Source organism: Microbacterium zouquanmingi (genome assembly GCF_052266695.1).
GTDB lineage: Bacteria > Actinomycetota > Actinomycetes > Actinomycetales > Microbacteriaceae > Microbacterium.
Map to the genome: position 1 here is coordinate 665,868 of NZ_JBQPQZ010000001.1, position 18,527 is coordinate 684,394.

General features: G+C 65.0%; 18 protein-coding genes. 11 read left to right on the plus strand and 7 right to left on the minus strand.

Going from position 1 to position 18,527, the window contains the following annotated elements:
- Nucleotides 1–5: 5 nt before the first annotated feature.
- From ACTU6U_RS03075 to ACTU6U_RS03090, 4 genes are all read right to left on the minus strand, one after another.
- Nucleotides 6–2,441 carry an FdhF/YdeP family oxidoreductase gene (locus ACTU6U_RS03075; protein WP_443467680.1) on the minus strand — a complete coding sequence of 812 codons (2,436 nt, stop codon included), beginning with the start codon at nucleotides 2,439–2,441 and terminating at the stop codon, nucleotides 6–8.
- 96 nt (nucleotides 2,442–2,537) lie between these two features.
- The gene (locus ACTU6U_RS03080; protein WP_443467681.1) at nucleotides 2,538–3,467 is read right to left on the minus strand and encodes a LysR family transcriptional regulator; all 930 of its coding nucleotides are present in this window, start codon (nucleotides 3,465–3,467) and stop codon (nucleotides 2,538–2,540) included.
- Between the two features lie 405 nt (nucleotides 3,468–3,872).
- On the minus strand, nucleotides 3,873–4,970 hold the full coding sequence (gene alr, locus ACTU6U_RS03085; protein ID WP_443467682.1) for an alanine racemase: 1,098 nt from the start codon (nucleotides 4,968–4,970) through the stop codon (nucleotides 3,873–3,875).
- A gap of 35 nt (nucleotides 4,971–5,005) precedes the next feature.
- The gene (locus tag ACTU6U_RS03090; RefSeq protein WP_443467683.1) at nucleotides 5,006–6,229 is read right to left on the minus strand and encodes an NAD(P)/FAD-dependent oxidoreductase; all 1,224 of its coding nucleotides are present in this window, start codon (nucleotides 6,227–6,229) and stop codon (nucleotides 5,006–5,008) included.
- A gap of 137 nt (nucleotides 6,230–6,366) precedes the next feature.
- On the opposite strand from ACTU6U_RS03090, the gene ACTU6U_RS03095 reads away from it, so the two are divergent.
- Both ACTU6U_RS03095 and ACTU6U_RS03100 read left to right on the plus strand, forming a co-directional pair.
- Nucleotides 6,367–6,837 carry an Lrp/AsnC family transcriptional regulator gene (locus tag ACTU6U_RS03095; RefSeq protein ID WP_443467684.1) on the plus strand — a complete coding sequence of 157 codons (471 nt, stop codon included), beginning with the start codon at nucleotides 6,367–6,369 and terminating at the stop codon, nucleotides 6,835–6,837.
- 52 nt (nucleotides 6,838–6,889) lie between these two features.
- Complete coding sequence (locus tag ACTU6U_RS03100) at nucleotides 6,890–7,504, plus strand: formyltransferase family protein (RefSeq protein ID WP_443467908.1); 615 nt, start codon at nucleotides 6,890–6,892, stop codon at nucleotides 7,502–7,504.
- Between the two features lie 190 nt (nucleotides 7,505–7,694).
- Here the strand turns inward: ACTU6U_RS03100 and ACTU6U_RS03105 are convergent, their stop codons facing one another.
- Nucleotides 7,695–8,012 carry a hypothetical protein gene (locus ACTU6U_RS03105; protein ID WP_443467685.1) on the minus strand — a complete coding sequence of 106 codons (318 nt, stop codon included), beginning with the start codon at nucleotides 8,010–8,012 and terminating at the stop codon, nucleotides 7,695–7,697.
- Nucleotides 8,013–8,291: 279 nt separating this feature from the next.
- Here ACTU6U_RS03105 and ACTU6U_RS03110 point away from each other — a divergent pair, with 279 nt between their 5' ends.
- The 6 genes from ACTU6U_RS03110 (at nucleotide 8,292) to ACTU6U_RS03135 (ending at nucleotide 13,968) form a co-directional block, all read left to right on the plus strand.
- Nucleotides 8,292–9,026: a hypothetical protein gene (locus ACTU6U_RS03110; RefSeq protein WP_443467686.1), complete on the plus strand. Its 735-nt coding sequence runs from the start codon at nucleotides 8,292–8,294 to the stop codon at nucleotides 9,024–9,026.
- A complete protein-coding gene (locus ACTU6U_RS03115) occupies nucleotides 9,026–9,646 on the plus strand; it encodes a M23 family metallopeptidase (RefSeq protein WP_443467687.1) in 621 nt (206 codons plus the stop codon). The genes ACTU6U_RS03110 and ACTU6U_RS03115 overlap by 1 nt, the downstream gene beginning before the upstream one ends.
- Before the next feature lie 33 nt (nucleotides 9,647–9,679).
- Nucleotides 9,680–9,967: a hypothetical protein gene (locus ACTU6U_RS03120; RefSeq protein ID WP_337458532.1), complete on the plus strand. Its 288-nt coding sequence runs from the start codon at nucleotides 9,680–9,682 to the stop codon at nucleotides 9,965–9,967.
- 260 nt (nucleotides 9,968–10,227) lie between these two features.
- The gene (locus ACTU6U_RS03125; RefSeq protein ID WP_443467688.1) at nucleotides 10,228–11,424 is read left to right on the plus strand and encodes a hypothetical protein; all 1,197 of its coding nucleotides are present in this window, start codon (nucleotides 10,228–10,230) and stop codon (nucleotides 11,422–11,424) included.
- On the plus strand, nucleotides 11,421–12,440 hold the full coding sequence (locus ACTU6U_RS03130; RefSeq protein WP_443467689.1) for an SCO6880 family protein: 1,020 nt from the start codon (nucleotides 11,421–11,423) through the stop codon (nucleotides 12,438–12,440). The genes ACTU6U_RS03125 and ACTU6U_RS03130 overlap by 4 nt, the downstream gene beginning before the upstream one ends.
- Nucleotides 12,441–12,747: 307 nt before the next feature.
- Complete coding sequence (locus ACTU6U_RS03135) at nucleotides 12,748–13,968, plus strand: zeta toxin family protein (protein ID WP_443467690.1); 1,221 nt, start codon at nucleotides 12,748–12,750, stop codon at nucleotides 13,966–13,968.
- A gap of 183 nt (nucleotides 13,969–14,151) precedes the next feature.
- On the opposite strand, the gene ACTU6U_RS03140 is transcribed toward ACTU6U_RS03135, so the two are convergent.
- The gene (locus ACTU6U_RS03140) at nucleotides 14,152–14,421 is read right to left on the minus strand and encodes a glutaredoxin family protein (protein ID WP_443467691.1); all 270 of its coding nucleotides are present in this window, start codon (nucleotides 14,419–14,421) and stop codon (nucleotides 14,152–14,154) included.
- A gap of 132 nt (nucleotides 14,422–14,553) precedes the next feature.
- Here ACTU6U_RS03140 and ACTU6U_RS03145 point away from each other — a divergent pair, with 132 nt between their 5' ends.
- From ACTU6U_RS03145 to ACTU6U_RS03155, 3 genes are read left to right on the plus strand one after another with little or no spacing between them, the layout of a single operon-like run.
- A complete protein-coding gene (locus tag ACTU6U_RS03145; protein WP_443467692.1) occupies nucleotides 14,554–15,144 on the plus strand; it encodes a hypothetical protein in 591 nt (196 codons plus the stop codon).
- Nucleotides 15,137–15,355: a MerR family transcriptional regulator gene (locus tag ACTU6U_RS03150; RefSeq protein ID WP_443467693.1), complete on the plus strand. Its 219-nt coding sequence runs from the start codon at nucleotides 15,137–15,139 to the stop codon at nucleotides 15,353–15,355. Before ACTU6U_RS03145 ends, ACTU6U_RS03150 begins: the two co-directional genes overlap by 8 nt.
- Nucleotides 15,352–16,506, plus strand: coding sequence for a tyrosine-type recombinase/integrase (locus ACTU6U_RS03155; protein ID WP_443467694.1), 1,155 nt, complete (start codon nucleotides 15,352–15,354; stop codon nucleotides 16,504–16,506). The genes ACTU6U_RS03150 and ACTU6U_RS03155 overlap by 4 nt, the downstream gene beginning before the upstream one ends.
- Before the next feature lie 23 nt (nucleotides 16,507–16,529).
- Here the strand turns inward: ACTU6U_RS03155 and ACTU6U_RS03160 are convergent, their stop codons facing one another.
- Nucleotides 16,530–18,305 (minus strand): RNA/DNA-binding domain-containing protein, encoded by a 1,776-nt coding sequence (locus tag ACTU6U_RS03160; RefSeq protein WP_443467695.1) that lies wholly within the window; start codon nucleotides 18,303–18,305, stop codon nucleotides 16,530–16,532.
- Nucleotides 18,306–18,527 lie beyond the last annotated feature (222 nt).

The following is an 18,527-nucleotide window of genomic DNA, read 5'->3' on the forward strand; positions in this document are numbered from 1 at the left end:
GCGAATCAGCGCTTGACGAGTCGAATCACCACGGCCTTCGACGTGGGTGTGCCGCTGACGTCGGCCACAGAATCGAGCGGCACGAGCACATTGGTCTCGGGATAGTACGCCGCTGCGTTGCGACGCGGCGTAGAATACGCCACGATGCGGAATGCCTCCGCGCGGCGCTCCTCGAGGGTTCCATCGGGTCGTGTCCATTCCGACACGAGGTCGACGATCTCGCCTTCCGTGAACCCGAGATCCACGATGTCCTCGGCGTTCACTAGCACGACCCGCCGACCGCCGTGGATGCCACGGTAGCGGTCGTCCTTGCCGTAGATCGTGGTGTTGTACTGATCATGCGAGCGCAAGGTTTGCAGCAGCAGTCGGCCCGGCGGGATCATCGGGTACTCCAGCACGTTTGCGGTGAAGCGAGCTTTGCCGTCGACAGTCGCGAAGCGGCGTTCGTCACGCGGCCCATTCGGCAGGAAGAACGTGCGGCCCTTCTCGATCCGGGTCTCGAAGTCCTCGAACCCCGGGATCACGCGCTCGATGTGAGAGCGGATGAGAGCATAATCGTTTTCCAGAGTCGACCAGTCGGCTCGCGGCCGGTTGCCGGGAGACGACACGGCGGCATCGTCGGTGTCGCGAGCCTCTTCGGACGGCGGGCGCTCGGCTTGACCACGGTCGATGTCGATGGCGGGACGTTCGCTGTCCGGAGTCGGTCGGTTTATCGAGACGCTAGACGAATCCCCGAAGAGGAGCCGGCACAGGCGCGCCACGATCGCGACTTCGCTGAGCAGGTCCTCCGAGGGTGGAGCGAGGCGACCCCGTGACGCATGAACCGCTCCCATGGAGTCTTCGACGGTCACCCGCCTGTCGTTCCCGCCCCGCCGATCCCGATCGGTTCTTCCCAGCGTCGGTAGGATGATCGCGCGCCGACCGGCGACGGCATGCGAGCGATTGAGCTTCGTCGAGACCTGAACGGTCAGGTCGACGCGGGCCATGGCGGCCTCGACCACGGCGGTATCGGGGGTGGCGGAGATGAAATTGCCCCCCATCCCCATGAAGAAACGCACGCGTCCGTCGCGCATGGCCTTGATCGACTCGACGGTGTCGAATCCGTGGGCGCGCGGTGCGGCGAAGTGGAACTCGCGGTCCAGCGACGCGAGGAACTCCTCGGACGGCTTCTCGTAGATGCCCATGGTGCGGTCGCCCTGGACGTTCGAGTGACCTCGCACCGGGCACACGCCTGCGCCGGGACGGCCGATGTTGCCCTGAAGGAGAAGGACGTTCACCACGTCGCGGAGCGTCGAGACGGAGTGCTTGTGCTGCGTGAGACCCATCGCCCAGCACACGATCGTCGACGTCGAGGTGCGCACCTCCTCGCCGATCTCGTGCAGCGTCTGCTCAGAGAGCCCCGAAGCCTCGACGAGCGTGCTCCACTCCACTGACTCCATCGACGCCCGGTATGCGTCGAAGCCGCTCGTGTGGTCGGCGACGAAGGCCTCGTCCACAACTCCGCCGTCTTCAGCGTCGGCCTCGAGGAGGTGCTTGCCGATCGCTTGGAACAGCGCCTGATCTCCTCCGAGGCGGATCTGCACGAACCGGTCGGCGATCTTCGTGCCGCCGAAGGCCACACCGCGCGGGGTCTGCGGGTTCTCGAAGCGCATGAGACCGGCTTCGGGCAATGGGTTGACCGCGATGACCCTGGCACCGCGCTGCTTCGCTTTCTCGAGCGCGGAGAGCATGCGCGGGTGGTTCGTGCCCGGGTTCTGTCCGGCGACGATGAGCAGGTCGGCGTTGTGGATGTCCTCGATCGATACGGTGCCCTTGCCGATGCCGATGGTCTCGGTGAGCGCGGAGCCGCTGGACTCGTGGCACATGTTCGAGCAGTCCGGCAGGTTGTTCGTGCCGATGCCGCGCACCAGCAGCTGGTACAGGAATGCGGCCTCATTGGATGTGCGTCCGGAGGTGTAGAACACGGTCTCGTCGGGGTCGTCGACAGCCACGATCGCATCGGCGATCGTTCCGATCGCCTCGTCCCACGACACCGGTCGATAGTGCGTCGCACCCTCGTCGAGCATCATCGGATGCGTCAGGCGCCCCTGCTGGCCGAGCCACCAATCATCATGGCTGCGGAGATCCTCGACGGAGTGCCGGGCGAAGAACGCCGGGTCGACTCGGCGAATGGTGGCCTCCTCTGCCACCGCCTTGGCACCGTTCTCGCAGAACTCGGCGATATGGCGCTTGTCCTCCTCCGGCCACGCGCATCCGGGACAGTCGAACCCTTTCTTCTGATTCACGAGTGCAAGAGTCTGCACCGAGCGCACGATGCCCATCTGCTCGTTCGCGATCTGCAGCGCATGGAGCACGGCCGGCACGCCGACGGCGACCTTCTTGGGATCCGAGACCCGCACACGGGTCTCATCGATGTCGGATTTCGGTGCCTTCGTCGCCATGGAGTTCAACGTACGCGACGCCGACGGCTCGATTGCCAGCCTCTCTCAGCGACACCCTGCAGCGCACCTGCCCCCGGCAGACTCACCGATCAGATGCTATGATCCGCCGTTCGGGTTCACCAACCCGGCATCCGTCGCCCCGTCTACTCCCGCGAGCCGGCGCGCCGCGGCGTCCACGGCGAGAGAAAGCGGGGGCCGAGGTTCTTCTCCGAGCGTAGCGAGAGCGATCGGGATCTTCACGACCGGTCCGATGATGTCAGCCACACGCAGTCCCACGTGCGCCGCGATCCTGGGAACCGCGGAACGGGGCACGACGCTCATCCACTCGCCCGTTCGCGCCAGCGCCATGAGCGCCTCCACCGAATCTGCTTCGACGTGCGGGCGCAGCCAGACACCCTGTTCCTGCAGGACGTCGTCCAAAATTCTTCGGGCGCGCATTCCCGGCTCGAGAACGCACAGGTCCAGGTCCGCCAGCTCCGCGAGCGTGACGGTCCCGCCCAGATCCGTGTGCCCGACATTGCCAACGACCACCAGCCGATCCGAGTCCACGAGGATGTGCCGGATGTCGTCCTCGGCGGCAGACGGGTGCAGCAATCCGGCGTCCAGATCGAACGAGCGCAACCCCGCGACGACCTGCTCCGAGGTGAGACCTGTGACGAGTCGGACCCGGAGATCCGGGTGCGACGCGCAGAGCGTCGCAAGAACTCTCGCGCCGTGGGCGACCCCCGACGGGATGACGCCGATGCGGACCGTACCGCCGAGCCGATCGCGCGCCCCTTCGACCTCGTCTTTCAACGCCCGGTGATCCGCGATCATCCGGCGCGCCCAGATGAGCACCCGCTCACCCTCCGCGGTGAGTCCCTGATACGCCCTCCCGCGACGCACCAGAGGGACGCCGAGTTCGGCCTCGAGCTTGCGTATCGACTCGGACAGCGCCGACGCCGACACAAACGATGCCGCGGCCGCGCGGCCGAAGTGCTCTTCGCGGGCGACAGCGACGAAGTACTCGAGTTGGGTCAGAAGCATTCGGCCTCCTTCGGCGTCGCAGGCGTGAGCGCTGTCAGACTATCGCGTTGCCTGACCACCGTCGGAAGTCGCGCCGCGACTCCCGACGGTGCGATCACGGTTTCACGGTCAGTCGCTGCTTACCTACGTGTCCTGAATCGGGTGCCCTGCGGCGAGCAGCTCGATAGCGGGCTGTGGGCGCTCGCACCGATATGTCCGTAGCTCGCCGATGTACGGAGGCGTGGGCTCCTCTGGGGATTCGAATCACTGACCTCGCCAAGAAGCACGCTCCCTCGTCACGATTCGGTGCATCGAGCGTGTTCACCGAGGCATGCTTCCCCCACGGGCTCTGAGCATATCCCGCCGGGATCGCACCCTGTACAACGCGGGGTGATGATCTGCGCGAGATACTCTCGCGAGCGCACCTCACACAGCACGTCGACACACTCGCGCGCCGACCCGCGTCACGATCTCGTAGTTGATGGTGCCAGCGGCATCCGCCCATTCGGCAACGGACGGCGCACCGGAGGCAGGGTCGCCGAAGATCGTGACCGGGTCACCTACATCCACCGGGTCGTCTCCGACGTCGATGACGAACTGATCCATAGCGATGCGCCCGGCAACCCGGTACCGGCGTCCGCCGACGAGCACCGGCACCCGCCCCGAGGCATGCCGGAAGATCCCGTCGGCATAGCCGAGCGGCACGAGGGCGAGGGTAGTCGCCCGAGTCGTGCGGTAGTCGTAACCATACGAGACGCCCTGCCCGGCCGGCACCCGCCGGACCGCGGAGACCGGTGCGCGAAGAGTCATCGCGGGGTAGAGGTCGAGCTCGACGGATGGTGTCCCGGCGAATGGCGAGAGGCCGTAAATGCCGAGGCCGACGCGCACCGCATTGAAGCGCGCCTCCGGGAGCGAGATCGTCGCCGCCGTCGCTGCGATGTGCAGCAGCGGCGGGTCCAGCCCTGCGAGATGTGCTAGGTCAATGCCCTGCTGAAACACGCGCACTTGTTCGAGATCGTCGTCCGGGGATGTTCCCGACAGGTGGCTGAATAACCCGAGCACGCGAACGAGGCCGGTATTCTCGAGTTGCTTCGCGCGCGCGAACAGGGCGGGCCACTCGGCTGGCGCGGCGCCTCCTCGCCCGAGCCCGGTCTCGAGCTTGAGATGGATGCCGGTGGGGCGTCTGCCGGTTGCGGCGGAGGCCGACGCCTCCATCTGCTGATGAGAGCTGATACCGATCTCGATGCTGGCCGCAGCGGCATCCTCGAATGATCGGCCCGGCGGGTGGAGCCAGGCCAGCAACGGAACCTCCAGGCCGTGCCCGGCGAGGGCGAGGGCCTCGCCGAGATCGGCGGTGCCGATGCGAGTCGCTCCGCCCGCGACAGCCGCGCGGGCGGCACGCAGCGCACCATGCCCGTATCCATCGGCTTTGACGACGGCGATGAACTCGGCGGTGCCGGCGATCTGCATCAGATGTCGCACATTAGCAATGATCGCGGAAGTATCGATGATGGCTTCGCGCATCACCACCCTCGTTTCGTCCGCCACCCTCCCGCCGATCACCGAAGCGGGTTGAAGGGTTCGAGGATCGGGTCGATCTCGCCAGTCACGATCTGCTTCGCGAGCAGCTTGCCCGTGGCAGGGCCTAGTACGATGCCCCACATGCCGTGTCCACCCGCGACGTAGACGCCTTCAGCGCGCGTGGCCCCGATCAACGGCAGCCCGTCCGGGGTAACGGGGCGTGATCCGACCCACTCGTCATGGCGTTCGTCGAGATCCATGCCGGTAAACAGGGTGCGGGCCTCGTTGACGATCGATTGGACGCGCCGCGCCTGAAGCGGTTCGTCGGGTCGGCGAAACTCCATCGTCCCAGCGATGCGAAACCGGCCCTGGTATGGGGTGCAAGCGATGCGCTGAGAAGGAAAGTAGACCGGATAATCGATGGGTTGTTCGGTATCGACGCTAAAGGAGTATCCGCGACCGGCCTGCACACGGACCTTCACGCCGAGCGTGCGCGCCAGGTGCGGCAGCCAGGCTCCTGTAGCGATCACGACAGAATCGGCCGAGAGTCGCTCGCTAGAGTTGAGTATGACGGTGGGAACGCCATGGGATGACACACCGGTGACTGTGTCGCCAGTGCGAAGCGTTGCGCCGCGCGCGACGACGGCGTCACCGAGCGCCTGCACGAACGGACCAGGCTCGAGGAAACGCTGCCCGTCAAGGCGGTAAGCCACTTTCACCGCGTCGGAGAGCTGACGCACCATCGAGCGTGGATCGTCTATCCGCGTGACAGGGACGACCTGTCCGTGACTGGCGACGCGAGCCGCCTCATCGACGAAGGCAGCCGCGTGTGCCTCGGCCGTAAAGCCGATCACGTACGGCCCCTCACGCGTCCACGAATCGACGCCGCGGTGAGTGAGCTCGTCGAAGGCTCCGAGCGCGATGTTGTCGATCGGGGTCAACGCCGCCATGGCGCGGTGCCACGCACGCATCGTGCCGCGCGCGGCGAACTGAGCCAGGAACGACCACAGGCCGGGATCGACTCGGAACGGGACGTGCAACGCAGCATTCGGATCCATCAGAGCCCTCGGCCCGTACGTCCATAAACTCGGATCTGCCAGCGGAATCGTCTTACCAGGGGTGAGGTAGCCGGCGTTTCCCCAAGATGACCCCGCAGCGACACCGGTGCGATCGATGACCGTGACCTCCACGCCCTGTTCCTGTAAGTGCCATGCCGTCGCCAGCCCGACCATACCTGCACCGATCACGATCGACCCCGCCATTTTGTCTCCTCTCCGACACTCGAAACCGTGCTGGCAACAGTATGCAGAATGCGCGAGGCGATAGGATCTATCAGATAGAATTGCGCTAACAGACCGCGGTTTGAGAAAGAATCTTCACGACGGACGGAGTTCTGCCTATGCCGGAGCAAGATCCTTCGGCCACGCTCCTCGACGAGATCGACCTCGCCATTATCGAGCAGCTCGAGCGGAACGGGCGGATGTCCAACAGCGAGCTCGCAGCCCGTTGCGGTATCGCCGAATCAACCTGCCACAAGCGGGTCCGCGCGCTTGTGGCATCCCGGGTAATCACAGGCTTCCACGCCGAAATTGACCCCAATGCGATCGGCCTAAACCTAGAAGCACTCATCTCGATCCGCCTGCACGCGCACGCGCGCGGAAATCTGAGACGGTTCCAGGCCTACCTCGAGAAGTTCCCCGCAACACGACATGTGTATTTCGTCGCCGGGGACCGAGACTTCCTTCTTCACGTCGCAGTCCGTGACGCCGCCGAGCTGCGAGCGCTCGTGTCCGACACCCTTAGCGTGCGCGAGGAGGTGGCTGCCACCAACACCAGCCTCATCTTCGACCATTCCCCGCGATACCGCTGACCGCCCTTACGTGGTGTGCAATCTCACGCCTCTAACGGTGTGCGACGTGCTCGTGTGCTGCGGGTGGGCGCGACGCATACCCGCTCGCGTCTTCACGTCACCGAGGCACGGAACTCTCAACCTGCATCCGGGTTCTTTGCCTTCGTGGTCGGGCTCGGATCCGCTGGGGTGGCGACGAGCCGCCGGACCCGACACGATCGAGGCCACCGTGCATCGCATGACAGAGCTGATCGATCAGGGAGAAGTGCTGGGCACCGCGGTGTTCGCGGTCGATGTCTCCGACACCGGACACGATCTGCGTCACCGGGCGGGTGACGCGCTGGGGACTCTGGCTGCACGGGTCATCAGCAGCGGGCTCACGGTCGTCGAGAAGGCGGCTTCACCTGCCGCGCGAGCCACACCGCCTCGCGGAGTCACGCCCGCCATCGAACCCCTGCTCATGCAGCGGGTCGATGTCGAGCGGGTGGTGAGGTCGTTCAGTCCGTATCCGGGGGTCCTCGCCATGGTCGAAGGTTCGTGGATCCGCGTGCGTTCACCCGAAGGCAATGACGCCGTCACCTGCGTGCTGCGGTGCGCCGACGATGACCTGCGCGTCGAGACATCGACCTGTTCCAGCCAGAGTGTCAGCGGTACGCACGCCTGTTGGACGAAGCCGGCGTGCCGATAGTGCTGGATGTCGTGCCTGGCGCCCCACACGGATTTGAGAACTGGGCGTACCAGGCTCCGCCGTCCGTCGAAAAGCTCGGCCGTGCCCGGCTGAGGCTAGGCACCGTGACCGTGAACCAATCGTGAAGGCAGTCGCCAGGTCAAGACACGAGGCAGGTGGCTGCTGCATGGAGACGTGGCATCCGGAGCAGTTAAATCTCCCCGATCTCCTGCCCTAGCCTCAGGTACAGCTCCGTCACCATCTCGTCGTTGACGCGGTAGACGACCCATTCCCCGCGCTTGCGCTTTGCCTTCGGCGGGTCCGCGATCAGTAGCCCGGCCGCCTCGAGCTCGCCGAGGTACGGAACGATCGTCGATGGCGCCACTTCGAGCGCGTCGGCGATCGTCTTGCGTCCGACGTTGGGCGTCTTGCGCACCTGTCGGATGATCCCGGCCTTGACCATGTTTCCCAGGATGGCCAGCGGGCCTTCGGCTCCTTCGCCGTCGACCGGCCGCGCATATTTGGGCATGGATCCATCATGCGGCCGTGCGCCAGAAGAATCCAGTTAGAACCGAATGGATTACCCGTTTACTTTGGAAGTGGATGCGTGTACCGTTCACATCATGTTCAGACCGACGCAGTCGAACTCTTCCCGTTTCGGGGGTCACGAATGCAACTTGTCCCCCAAATGGCCTACAGACATGCGTAACCGAATGGGAGTAGCGTCCAGTTCGTCACTGCGGCTTTCGCCGGTTCAGTGCACCGCCGGCCGCGCCGCCATCCTAAAGCTTCGGGAGGGCTGACCATCGTGGCCAGCGAGCGCAAGAACCAACGGGGTCTGATGTGGGCCCTGATCGGTGGAGCGATCTTGCTTGCCGGTCTCATTGCGATCTTCGTCAACGCCGCACTCAATCAGCCGGACGTCGCCCCGACGACTCCCCCAACATCCACGCCGACATCCCCGCCGCCGACCACACCGCCCGTGACGGATGGCGATGTCGTCAACCCGAACGCGGCGGATCAGGGGTGGGTGCCCGAGCCGATCACGACGGATCCCGACCGGTACATCCATCGCGCGCTGGAAGCGGCATCCGCCTTCGATACGCAGCTCGGCGAGCGTGACGAGTGGCTCACATACCTCGATACCTGGTTCACCCCGGACACTCGCTACACCTCTGAGACCGATCAGCTCGAAGAGATGGAATCGGCGCAGCTTGAGCTCCGCCAGTCGGTTGTTCTTCCCGAATCCGAGTGGGACTCGCTTGCTCAGGAGGACGGCCGGGTGACGGCATCCGTCACGGGTGACATCGACTACGTCGATGTGCCCGAGGACCCGAGCGGCGACATGCGGATCGGCACGGCGGATGTGACGCTGACCTTCACGCGCACATCGGGGGATGGCACCGAGAGCAGTTATGTGGAGATGGTGCGCGTCAGCGTCCAGGTGTTGTGCGGTGCGGGTTCCGTTCCGACCTCTGATTCGTCGCAGCAGCCTGGCGATTGCAAGGTCGTCCGCTACTTCCCGGAGCCCATGGAGCCCTGATGGGTGTCCCCACATTCGTCGTCACGGCCCTCGCCCGCTCGAGGACCGCGCGTCGGATAGGGATCATGTTGCTCGCCGGCGTGACGATCCTCATCCTCGTAGCTCTCGCCCCACTCGCGATCATCCCCATGGCCCTCGCCGGCACCTCCCTGGCAACACCCGCGGCGGCCGCCGGCAGAGACCCGCTTCCCGTAGCCAACGGCGATTGGGGATACCCGCTCGCGGGCGGGTATTCCAAGGGTCGCGGTTTCGGCTACAACCCCGTAGATGGGTGCTCATACTGCTCCACCGACCATGCGGGGTATGACATGGCTCAGGGCTGTGGCAGCAGTATCTACGCCGCCGGCCCCGGAACGGTGATCACTGCCGGCGAGTTCTACGGGTGGGGGAACACCGTCCGTGTCGACCATGGCGACGGGCTTGTCACGCTGTACGGACACATGCATTGGGGGTCGTTGCGGGTCTCTGTCGGCGATGTCGTCACGGCTGGCACCGCTGTCGGCGCTGAAGGGAACACGGGCAGGTCCTTTGGCTGCCATCTGCATTACGAAGTCCAGCGCGACGGGATCGCGATCGATCCGGAGCCGTTCATGGCCGCACTCGGCCTGCCTCTGAAGTGAGACCGAAGAAGTGAGACCGAAAGAGAGAGCATCGTGAACCTTCCATTCGACGTCGACGTCCCCGACATCAACCCGGATTTCTCGGCCCCGTTCTTCCAGGGCCTCCAAGTCATCGCCTCCTACGTCCTCGCCGGGGCGATGATCGTGGTCTTCATCATGCTGGTCGTCGCCGGCGCCGCGCTGAGCTTCCGTGGCCTCGCCTCGGATCGAGTGCGCACGTGGGCGGGCGAGAACATCCTATGGATCTTCATCGCCGCCGCCGTCCTCGGTGCCGCCAACGGTCTGTTCGCCTGGTTCGTCAACTTCGACTTCGGGTTCTGATGTTCGGGTCGCGCACAGCCATCGCCGGAGTCCTTGTCGGGCTCCTTGTCGCCCTGTGCGTGTCCATCCCCGCTCACGCATCCGCCCCGCAACAGACGAGCACCGCCGCCGTGGCAGCGGGCCCATTGATGACTGTCACCGGACAGTCCTGGTCATCCCCCGCCTACCCCGTGCTGTGCAACCACACTTCGGGCCAAGTCTCATGCACCCCGACGAAGGGGAGCGATGTCAAGCCTCAGCAGTGTCTCCGAGGGGTGCTGATGGACGGTGCCAGGGTCACCGTGTGCACCACGTATGAAGCGCACGTTCCCGCAATCGAGGCAATGGGCGGCAAGGCACTCGTCGTCGAGTATGGCTGCAGCGTCGGCGATGTCGTCTGCGTGACTTTCGAGAACGCCGGACGCGGCATGGCGATGGCCACCACCGCTGTCATGCTACTGGTGGCAGCGAACATGCGGTTCGACACGAGTACGGTGCTGTGGAGCGCGGCGGTCGGTGAATGGTCGTTCTGGCAGTGGGCCGTCCTCGCCGTCCTGTTCGGTGCGATGGTCTGGGCAATCGCCGCCGCCATCGTCTCCGGCAACCGCGACGAGCTCATTGGGGCGATCGTGCGCACGTTCATCGCCGTCCCTGCCGTTCCTCTCACCCTCTGGGGCACCGGTCATCTTCTCAACGCGATCGATGATCTGACCTGGTATGTGATGAATCGCGACGGTCCGATCACGTTGTTCCAGGATCTGCAGAAGGTGATGTGGGCGGGTGGGCAGGCGAACTACTTCTTCGCGTTCCTCATCCACGGGCTCCTGCTGCTGTCGATGCTGCTGCTGATGCTGGTCTTCGCGTTCCGGAACATCGCCCTCGCAGCGTTGATCGCCGTCGGCCCGGTGGCATGGATGCTGTTCCCTGTGCGCGGCGTCGGCCCACAGTGGGTGGTTCGGTACGTCTCCGCCGTCGTCGCGCTGCTGCTGGCGGGGCCATTGACGAACGGCTTCGTCGCTCTGATTGTCAACGGGCTCGCGGATGTCGACAGCATCTGGGATCCACAGTCCTGGCCGCTGCTGGTGGGTCTGGTGCTCGCCGCGTTCGCCCCGCTGGCCGTGTTCAGCCTGTTCACCTTCGTCGGCGCCTCCGCCACCGACAGCATCGGATCCGGCATCGGCCACACCGCAGGCCGCATGGCCAGCAGCGCGGCACGATCCGTCGGGCGGATGCCGTCACGCCTGGCGGGGATGCCGGCCGGCATCCCGGCCTCCGGAGCCTCCCGAGGCGTCGCGGCCGCGGCCGCGAAACCGGGCAGGCGCAGCACGCACGGCCCGGCCGGTGCCGCCGCTCCCGCTCGAGGCCGGAACACCAGCCCTGCCGCGAAGCCGACGTCGAGTGCGACCGCCCCAACGCCGTCGCGTCCGACGTCGCCCGCACCCCCTGCACCTGTTACTCCTGGAAGGAAGTCGTCATGACCGCCGCGTCGAGTGGTGAGCGTCCCGTTCGGCTTCCGGGCCGGTCCCGGCAGGGGATCGTCCTCGGCATGGATGAGTGGCAGCTCGGATGCATCGCCGCCGCCGCGATCATCGTGCTGATCTTCACCAACCGATTCGGCCCCGTCGGGCTCCTCTACGCAGCGCCCCTCTACCTCACCCTCGGCATCACCGCCGTGATCACCATCCACGGACTGTCGGCGCCGAAGATGGCGGGCCTTTGGGCGATGAAGCAGACCCGGCATGCTGCCGGGGCGACGAAGCAGGTGTTCCGCCCCGAGCACGTCCAGGTCGTGGGCACCCTCAACCTTCCCGGTGTGCGGGCATCGGTGCAGCTGTGGGAGGTCGACGGGATCGCGTGCGTGTACGACCCGCGGAACCGCACCGTGTCGGTCACCGCGGAGCTTGAAGTCCAGGGGTTCCTGATGCACGACGCCCCCGAACGGCTCGATCTTGCCCAGCAGTGGTCCCGCGTGCTGGCGTCATTCACCCAACGTCCCGGGGTGAAGCGGATCACATTGCAGGAACGAACCCTCCCGACGACGATCCGTAGCGCCCGGGAGCATTACGACACCATCACCGAGCATCGGGAGCTTGACCGCACGTCCCCGATCGCGGCGAACTATGAGCACGTCATGAACGGGTCCGAGCGGTTCGCGGTCGCGCACCGCAATTACCTCACCTTCACCCTCGACCTCATCACGCTGAACGCGCAGGTGAAGGCCCTCGGCGGTGGGCAGGCCGGCGCTCAGGCGCTGGCGCTGATCGAGACGCGCACGCTCGCCGATGCCCTGGCGAATGCGAAGATCAACGTCCGTGCGTGGCTGTCGCCACGGGAGATCGCAGCGCTTGCCCGGGTCGCGTTCGACCCCGAGTTCGCGCCCAACATCCAGAACCGCACCGATGAGCACACCGGGGTGGATCCGCTCGCCATCGGGCCCATTCGAGGTCCTCGGCGACGAGGTCGAGCATCTGGTCGACCATGTAGCGCGGGGTGAACACCTCGCCGTAGGCCTTTACGCGATGTCGCGATTTCACGATGAGCTCCTCAGCGACCAGCGTCAACGGACACCTCCCATTATGTGCGCCTGGCGACAGGCAACGCGGGCAGTGCCGGGGTCATCTGTGCCAAGTCCCTTCTCCTGTCCACTGATTGCCCTATGCATTTGCATTTACTCCGATGGCACACGCTAGCGTTTCGCACCGACATGACGCGAACGCCTGTCCATGCGACGGTGTATGTGCGCAAGATCAGACCGCGGGCGGGACGTGTCCCGCTTGCTAGGCTCAGCACAAGGAGTCCGAATGTCGAGCACGCCTTCATCCTGGCGCACAAGCGATGCGGTTGCATACCGGATCGCCCGTGATCGAGCGACTGATGCGATTGCGTCCTTGACTGGCGACGCGAACGCCTCGGAAGCTACGGCTGAGGCGAGCGACGTTCTCAACTCGCTATGGGATGTCGACGGAGCATCGCTGTACGCGATCGATGAGCTCTCAGCTCGGATCGGTCAACGCCGCAACGCATCGACTGAGGCGGACTACCGCAATTCCCCGAGCAACGAGCGCGAGATCTTGGACGAGTGCGTGCTCCCGTCGTTGTTCTTCCGATCGGTTCCCCAGACCGAGCCGACGCTGGTTCTGCTTGCGGGGCAGCACGGTGCTGCTCCCGGGCGTGCGATCCGCTTGATCCGGCAGCAGCATGCGGAGCACCTCGCGCCGCTTACGTCCGATATCGTCAGCGCGTTCCATCCTGCATCTCACCAGGCGCCGGACTCGTCAGACGCGGGAAGACAGATCCTGGCGACGACCGCGAGTTGGCTGCAGGCTGCGATGTTGCATGCCCGCGAGCAACGATTCTCGATTCTGCTCGAGGGCCCATTCCTGGCTGCAGACACGACGCTCAGTGTCGCGAAACGGTTCGCGGATGTCGGGTACCACGTGCGCCTCGTGGCTGTAGCCGTTCGCCCGGACGAGAGCGCGCTGGCGGAGACGTCGCACTATCTACAGCAGCTGCGCAGTGGCCGCCCGGGTCGGTTCATCACTGCCGCCGCCCACGAGCGCTCGGTGTCGGCGTTGTCCGAGGTGGTGCCTGCGGCCGAGCAGGACGCAAACGTCCACCGGATCTCTGTGGTCGGCCGTGACGGTTCGTGGAGCTTCGACACGAACCGGGGTGACTCCAATGCACTGACGGCACTGCGCACCGCGCAAACTGAGCCGATGTCGTCTCTCGAGTCTGCGCAGTGGCTCAGCGAGCTCCGCCGCATCACCGAGTACGCGAAAACGTTCCGGACGATACCTGTGCCGATCGCTGAGTCGCTTGTCGAGTTGCATGAGATGGCGTTGCGTGGCGTTGTGCCCGAGCTGCCCGTCCCGGTCGGGTCGGAAGTGGCGCGGCTTCAGCAGGAGCGATTGTCTGCGGAGCTCGCCAGCCTGCGCGCAGGCCTCAACCGCACTGAGCGTGAAGATCTCGCCGCCCCGACGCTCACGCCATCTGGCCCGTCGCGCGACGGCCTCGGTCTGTGAGTCATCCGCGGTCGGTGCCATCCGCCGGATAGCTGCGCATGTGAAGCGGTCGGGGTGGTGCGTAGTGCCGCGTCGTGGAATACCGGACCGAGCGTGAGCGAGGGAGGATATGCCGCGAAAGCGCGGAACGGAGCGCCACGCAGGCCGCTACGATCTCGTCGCCGGCGGGCGTGACGCCACCTTTCACCTGCCGACGAGTCCCAGACGGGCCGCCAGTTCATCAATGCGATCCGGCCGTAACCCCGCCCACGTGTTCTCACGCTCGTCGCCGACGACCACGACCGGCGCTTCCGTGTAGCCGAGTTCGTCGACGAGATACGCGCGCAGGGCCGCGTTGTGTTCTTCGTGGATCTCGATGAGGTCGTATCGGATGCCGAGCTCATCGAGCCGACGACACGTGAGCCGGCATCTCTGGCATGCCGGCCCGGTCGAGTACACCGTCACCTCGGTCATTGCGGACCTCCCGCCCAGCGCCAATCCGTGATTTGCGAATCTGAACTGCCTATTGACACAAGTAGATGACTAAGCCATACACTTAGTCAAGAGCTTCTGCGAAACAGCAGCGCGGTAAGGCAAACTGAGGAGGTGAAGGTCGACGTGAAGAATCTCGATGGCAAGCCCATGACGTGGCGCTCCGCCACAGAGCCCGTCGGGTCCGCGCTGCGCATTGCTCCCGCATTCGTCGCATCCACTACGGATGAGGAGACGGGTGTGGAGACGACGATCGAAGCTCGGTATAGCACCGACGAGGGTCGCTACATCGTGACGACGATCATCAACCGGGCGACGCGGGACGACTTCGATCAGCAGGCGCTGCGGCGCACGGCATCCGTGGCGATCCTGCAGGCCGCGATCCCGCACTGCATCGCCGTCCGACTCGCGGATGACCCAGACGCGGGGTGGACCTCGATCGCGGATCTCACCTCCACCGAGGGCCGGATCATCCCGCCGTGGATGGCCGCCGCCGCCGTCAAGCGCGGGACGAAGGACGATCGCATGGAGGTCGTCGAGATTGTCTACGGCGCCGCCGCGCTCTCCGGTAACCCGCCGGTGCGGGCGTTGCAGGTCGAGCTGGACATCCCGCACCGCACGGCATCGGATTGGATCAAGAAGGCGCGAGCGCAGGGGCGCCTGGACGGGATGACGTACAGCGTCGGCCGCCAGGCAGATGGATGACGTCACCACACTCCCCCCGGCCGACACGCATCAGCTGACTCCGCTCTTCTACTCCGAAGAGGAAGCAGCATTCCTCCTCGGCATCCACCGCACCACACTGCGCACGCTCGCCATGCATGACGAAGCGCCCGTGCCTGCGATCCACATCACCGAGCACAAGCGCATCTACCGACGCATCGACGTCGAGCGACTCGCCGGCGTGACGCCATGAGCGTCGAAGTTCGGACCACCAAGGCAGGCCAGAGGCGCTACATCGCCCGAATCAAGGTCGGCGGGCAGTTGGTTGCATCGAGAAGCTTCGACCGCAAGAACGATGCCCTGGCCTGGGAGCGCGAACAACTCCGTCTGATCACCACCGGTCGCCCGCTCCCTCCGAAGAAGACCTTTACGCTGGCCGAGTTGGTGACGCGGTTTCAGCAGTCGCGCAAGAGCGGTAATCCGCACACGAATGACACTGACAACAACAATCTTGCGGCGCTGCCGAACTCGTTGCTCATCCGGCCGTTGTCGACCGTGCAGGCGAGTGACATCCGGGAGCATCTGACCGCGGAACTCGCGTCGGGAAAGGCACCCTCCACAGTCGCGCGAGCCAGGACAACCTTGAGCGCGCTGTTCACCTACGCTGACGAGCACGGCCTGCTCCATCAGCCGCACCCCGTCCGGAGCATGCGAGCGATCCCGGAGTTGAGCGAGACGGCGCTACGCTCTATCAATCCTGGCGAGATACCGACAGCTGCCCGAATCGACAACGTCCTGCGCGAGCTTCGTCAGCGGCGCGCGGACATCGCCGACATCTTCGAGTTCATGTCACTCACCGGACTGCGGTGGGGCGAAGTGCGTGCGATGCGCGTGAGCTGGCTCAGCGAGGTTCCCCTTCCGCAACTCAACGTCGAGCGTTCCCACTCCGACGGCTACGAGGAGAAGAGCACCAAGTCGTGGCGAGGCAGGCGACCGGTTCCCCTGTCGCCCCGCGGGATCGAGATCTTCCGTACCCACGCGGCGGGCAAGCATCCCGACGACTACCTGTTCACAAACAAGCTCGGCGGCCAGTTCAAAGCCAGCGTGATCAGAAAGTTCCCCCTCGGGTTTCGGCGGCACGCGCTCCGCCACTACGCGGCATCCACCTGGCTACGACTGGGGACACCCATCCACGAGGTGGCCGAGTATCTGGGCGACGATGCACGCACCGTACTCAAGGTTTACGCCCACGTGCTCGGTGAAGGGCAGCGTCGCGATTTCGTCAACCGACTCGCGAACGCCGAGAGGCTCGCCAAAGCCGCGGGACGCTCACACGACACCTGGACTGAAAATCCGAGCGATATCCAGGCGCACCCGACTTCGGGCCGCGAGATCGGCCTCTGATCAAGAATCCTTCGCTACGAACGTCATTCAGCAGTCGGGTCGAAGTCAAACAGCGGCGTCCCCTCGTCCGTCGCCCGCGCGACGTTCGTCGCGCGGGCCTTCGCGGGGAACTTTCGCCCCCCTCCGTACCTGACCGCAGTGCCTCTGGTCTGCTCCGAAGTCCTGGCAAGCACTCCCCTTTGAACCAGGTCTTTCAAGATGTCGCGCGCCGCATAGACATCGACATCGAACATGCGCTTCACGGCGTCGTTGTTTATCGAACCGTAGTCACGAACGTGTGCGATCACCTTGCGATCGACATCACCCTTGGGCTTCGACTGGTACGCGAGAGCCGGACCGAGCGCGGCGACAGACGCCGCGCTAAGTCGGTAGTCGGGGTAACGACGCGCTGAACTGCGCTGCGTGGGCTCGATGACCTGAGCTACCCCCTGGGAGAGCCGGAGCAGCGTTGCCTGTGCCGCGTCAGGGTCACGCTGAACAATGGGCGCGAGTTGTTCGGCGTTGACGACCCGGCGACTCACGAGTGTTGAGACGATCAGAAGCGCGTCGGTGTCATCCTGCTCGATGCTGGGAAGTGAAGCGACGAACTTGACAACCCGCGAGTTCGGCGGGCCACCAACGAACCGAACAGTCGTCTCCTGACTGTCCCCCTTGGAGACGGTGAGCACCGGTACGGCACGGCCGCTGCGGATCATCTCTTTGAACATGCGATCGACCCCGAGCCCGTACTGCTCAGCTAAGCCCACAGCTCGCATCGCCGCGGCGAGCGAGGGAAACCGTGGCCGCGGAGGATGCGTGAGGATATTCTCCGGCGTGATGCCCGCGACGAGAGGTCCGGGCGAGACGATGGTCAGGCTCTGAGGGGAATGTTCGACCGTCACTGGCCGCCGCTCACGGAGGTCTCCGTGCGTCAGTGCATTGGCGAGCGCCTCCCGGATTGCAACCAGTGGATAGTCCTCGATCTGAATCTGCTGACCGTTCGACAGATTAAGCGGGATCGTGCCGACACGGGCGTCGATCATCGCAAGCACTTCGTTGATTGCGGTCAACAGTGGCGCCTGCCACCGGCGGCCGGACCGAACCTCCCCTCCCGGCGTTTCCCGATACTGGTAAACCAGCACCTCGTGGGCGTGAGTCGCTGACGGCGAACACAACAAGAGCTCCCCAGCGCGCGTCAGCGCGCCGTTCGCGTCCGCAAGATTCAGCATGCTCAGCAGACCGGCCGTTGAAGCCGTCGGGCTTTCCGCAGGGGCGTTCCGTGACCTGCCGAGCAGTGTTCGGAGATGCAGTAACGCGGTCGGGTCAATATCGTCCGTCGAACTTGCGCTCGGCGCCGCACTCCAATCGGTTCCTCGCCGCTCGTCGCTGAGCCGCATCAAGTCGATGCCGCTCAGCGGCAGGCATGAGGTCTCGAATCTCCGCTTGGGCGCTTTGCCGTTTGCGACATAGACGTCGAGCCCCTCCTGCACATCGATGGCAAGGAGTGGTTTACCCGAGTACGTCAGCGTTCTGACGACAACGTCAAGGTTCGGTTGCGTCTTCTCGAAGATTCGCCGCCGAACAATCCCCGGTTCCAGATCAGTCCCTACGAAGGCGTCCGGGCCGCGCGTCTTGTCAGCCACTCCCACTACTAACGTGCCGCCCGAAGCGTTCGCGAAGCACGCGGCAGCTTCCGCGAGGTCGTCCATCGTGTCTGTCCGAGAACGCCCTTGGGCCTTGAAGTCGAGTCGCTGATGCTCGACCTCATCGGCCGTCGCGCCGTGGGCAATCGCATCAAGCGCATCGTTTGGGGTCAACATCTCTTCCTTTGGCGATCACGTAACTGTTGCACTTTCCCCAAAGTACAACAAAGCGGCACGACGCGCCACACCATCGCGCGTACAGCGAACGCGAATCCTCAGGTCGGCTCGTACGCGCGGAACTGTTCGCCAAAGCTTCGGGACACTCACGGGACACTTGGACTGAAAATCCGAATGAGATTCGGGCGCCCACGAAATCTTCGAGCCAAAAAATAGGCTTCT

What these genes read in the sequence shown, in the direction of transcription:
- ACTU6U_RS03115 (WP_443467687.1), top strand. Translation starts at nt 9,026, where the DNA reads ATGGGTGTCCCCACATTCGTCGTCACGGCCCTCGCCCGCTCGAGGACC.
- ACTU6U_RS03095 (WP_443467684.1), top strand. Translation starts at nt 6,367, where the DNA reads ATGCCGGAGCAAGATCCTTCGGCCACGCTCCTCGACGAGATCGACCTC.
- ACTU6U_RS03080 (WP_443467681.1), bottom strand. Translation starts at nt 3,467, where the DNA reads ATGCTTCTGACCCAACTCGAGTACTTCGTCGCTGTCGCCCGCGAAGAG.
- ACTU6U_RS03130 (WP_443467689.1), top strand. Translation starts at nt 11,421, where the DNA reads ATGACCGCCGCGTCGAGTGGTGAGCGTCCCGTTCGGCTTCCGGGCCGG.
- ACTU6U_RS03160 (WP_443467695.1), bottom strand. Translation starts at nt 18,305, where the DNA reads ATGTTGACCCCAAACGATGCGCTTGATGCGATTGCCCACGGCGCGACG.
- ACTU6U_RS03090 (WP_443467683.1), bottom strand. Translation starts at nt 6,229, where the DNA reads ATGGCGGGGTCGATCGTGATCGGTGCAGGTATGGTCGGGCTGGCGACG.
- alr (WP_443467682.1), bottom strand. Translation starts at nt 4,970, where the DNA reads ATGCGCGAAGCCATCATCGATACTTCCGCGATCATTGCTAATGTGCGA.
- ACTU6U_RS03155 (WP_443467694.1), top strand. Translation starts at nt 15,352, where the DNA reads ATGAGCGTCGAAGTTCGGACCACCAAGGCAGGCCAGAGGCGCTACATC.
- ACTU6U_RS03125 (WP_443467688.1), top strand. Translation starts at nt 10,228, where the DNA reads ATGGACGGTGCCAGGGTCACCGTGTGCACCACGTATGAAGCGCACGTT.
- ACTU6U_RS03150 (WP_443467693.1), top strand. Translation starts at nt 15,137, where the DNA reads ATGGATGACGTCACCACACTCCCCCCGGCCGACACGCATCAGCTGACT.
- ACTU6U_RS03135 (WP_443467690.1), top strand. Translation starts at nt 12,748, where the DNA reads ATGTCGAGCACGCCTTCATCCTGGCGCACAAGCGATGCGGTTGCATAC.
- ACTU6U_RS03075 (WP_443467680.1), bottom strand. Translation starts at nt 2,441, where the DNA reads ATGGCGACGAAGGCACCGAAATCCGACATCGATGAGACCCGTGTGCGG.
- ACTU6U_RS03105 (WP_443467685.1), bottom strand. Translation starts at nt 8,012, where the DNA reads ATGCCCAAATATGCGCGGCCGGTCGACGGCGAAGGAGCCGAAGGCCCG.
- ACTU6U_RS03140 (WP_443467691.1), bottom strand. Translation starts at nt 14,421, where the DNA reads ATGACCGAGGTGACGGTGTACTCGACCGGGCCGGCATGCCAGAGATGC.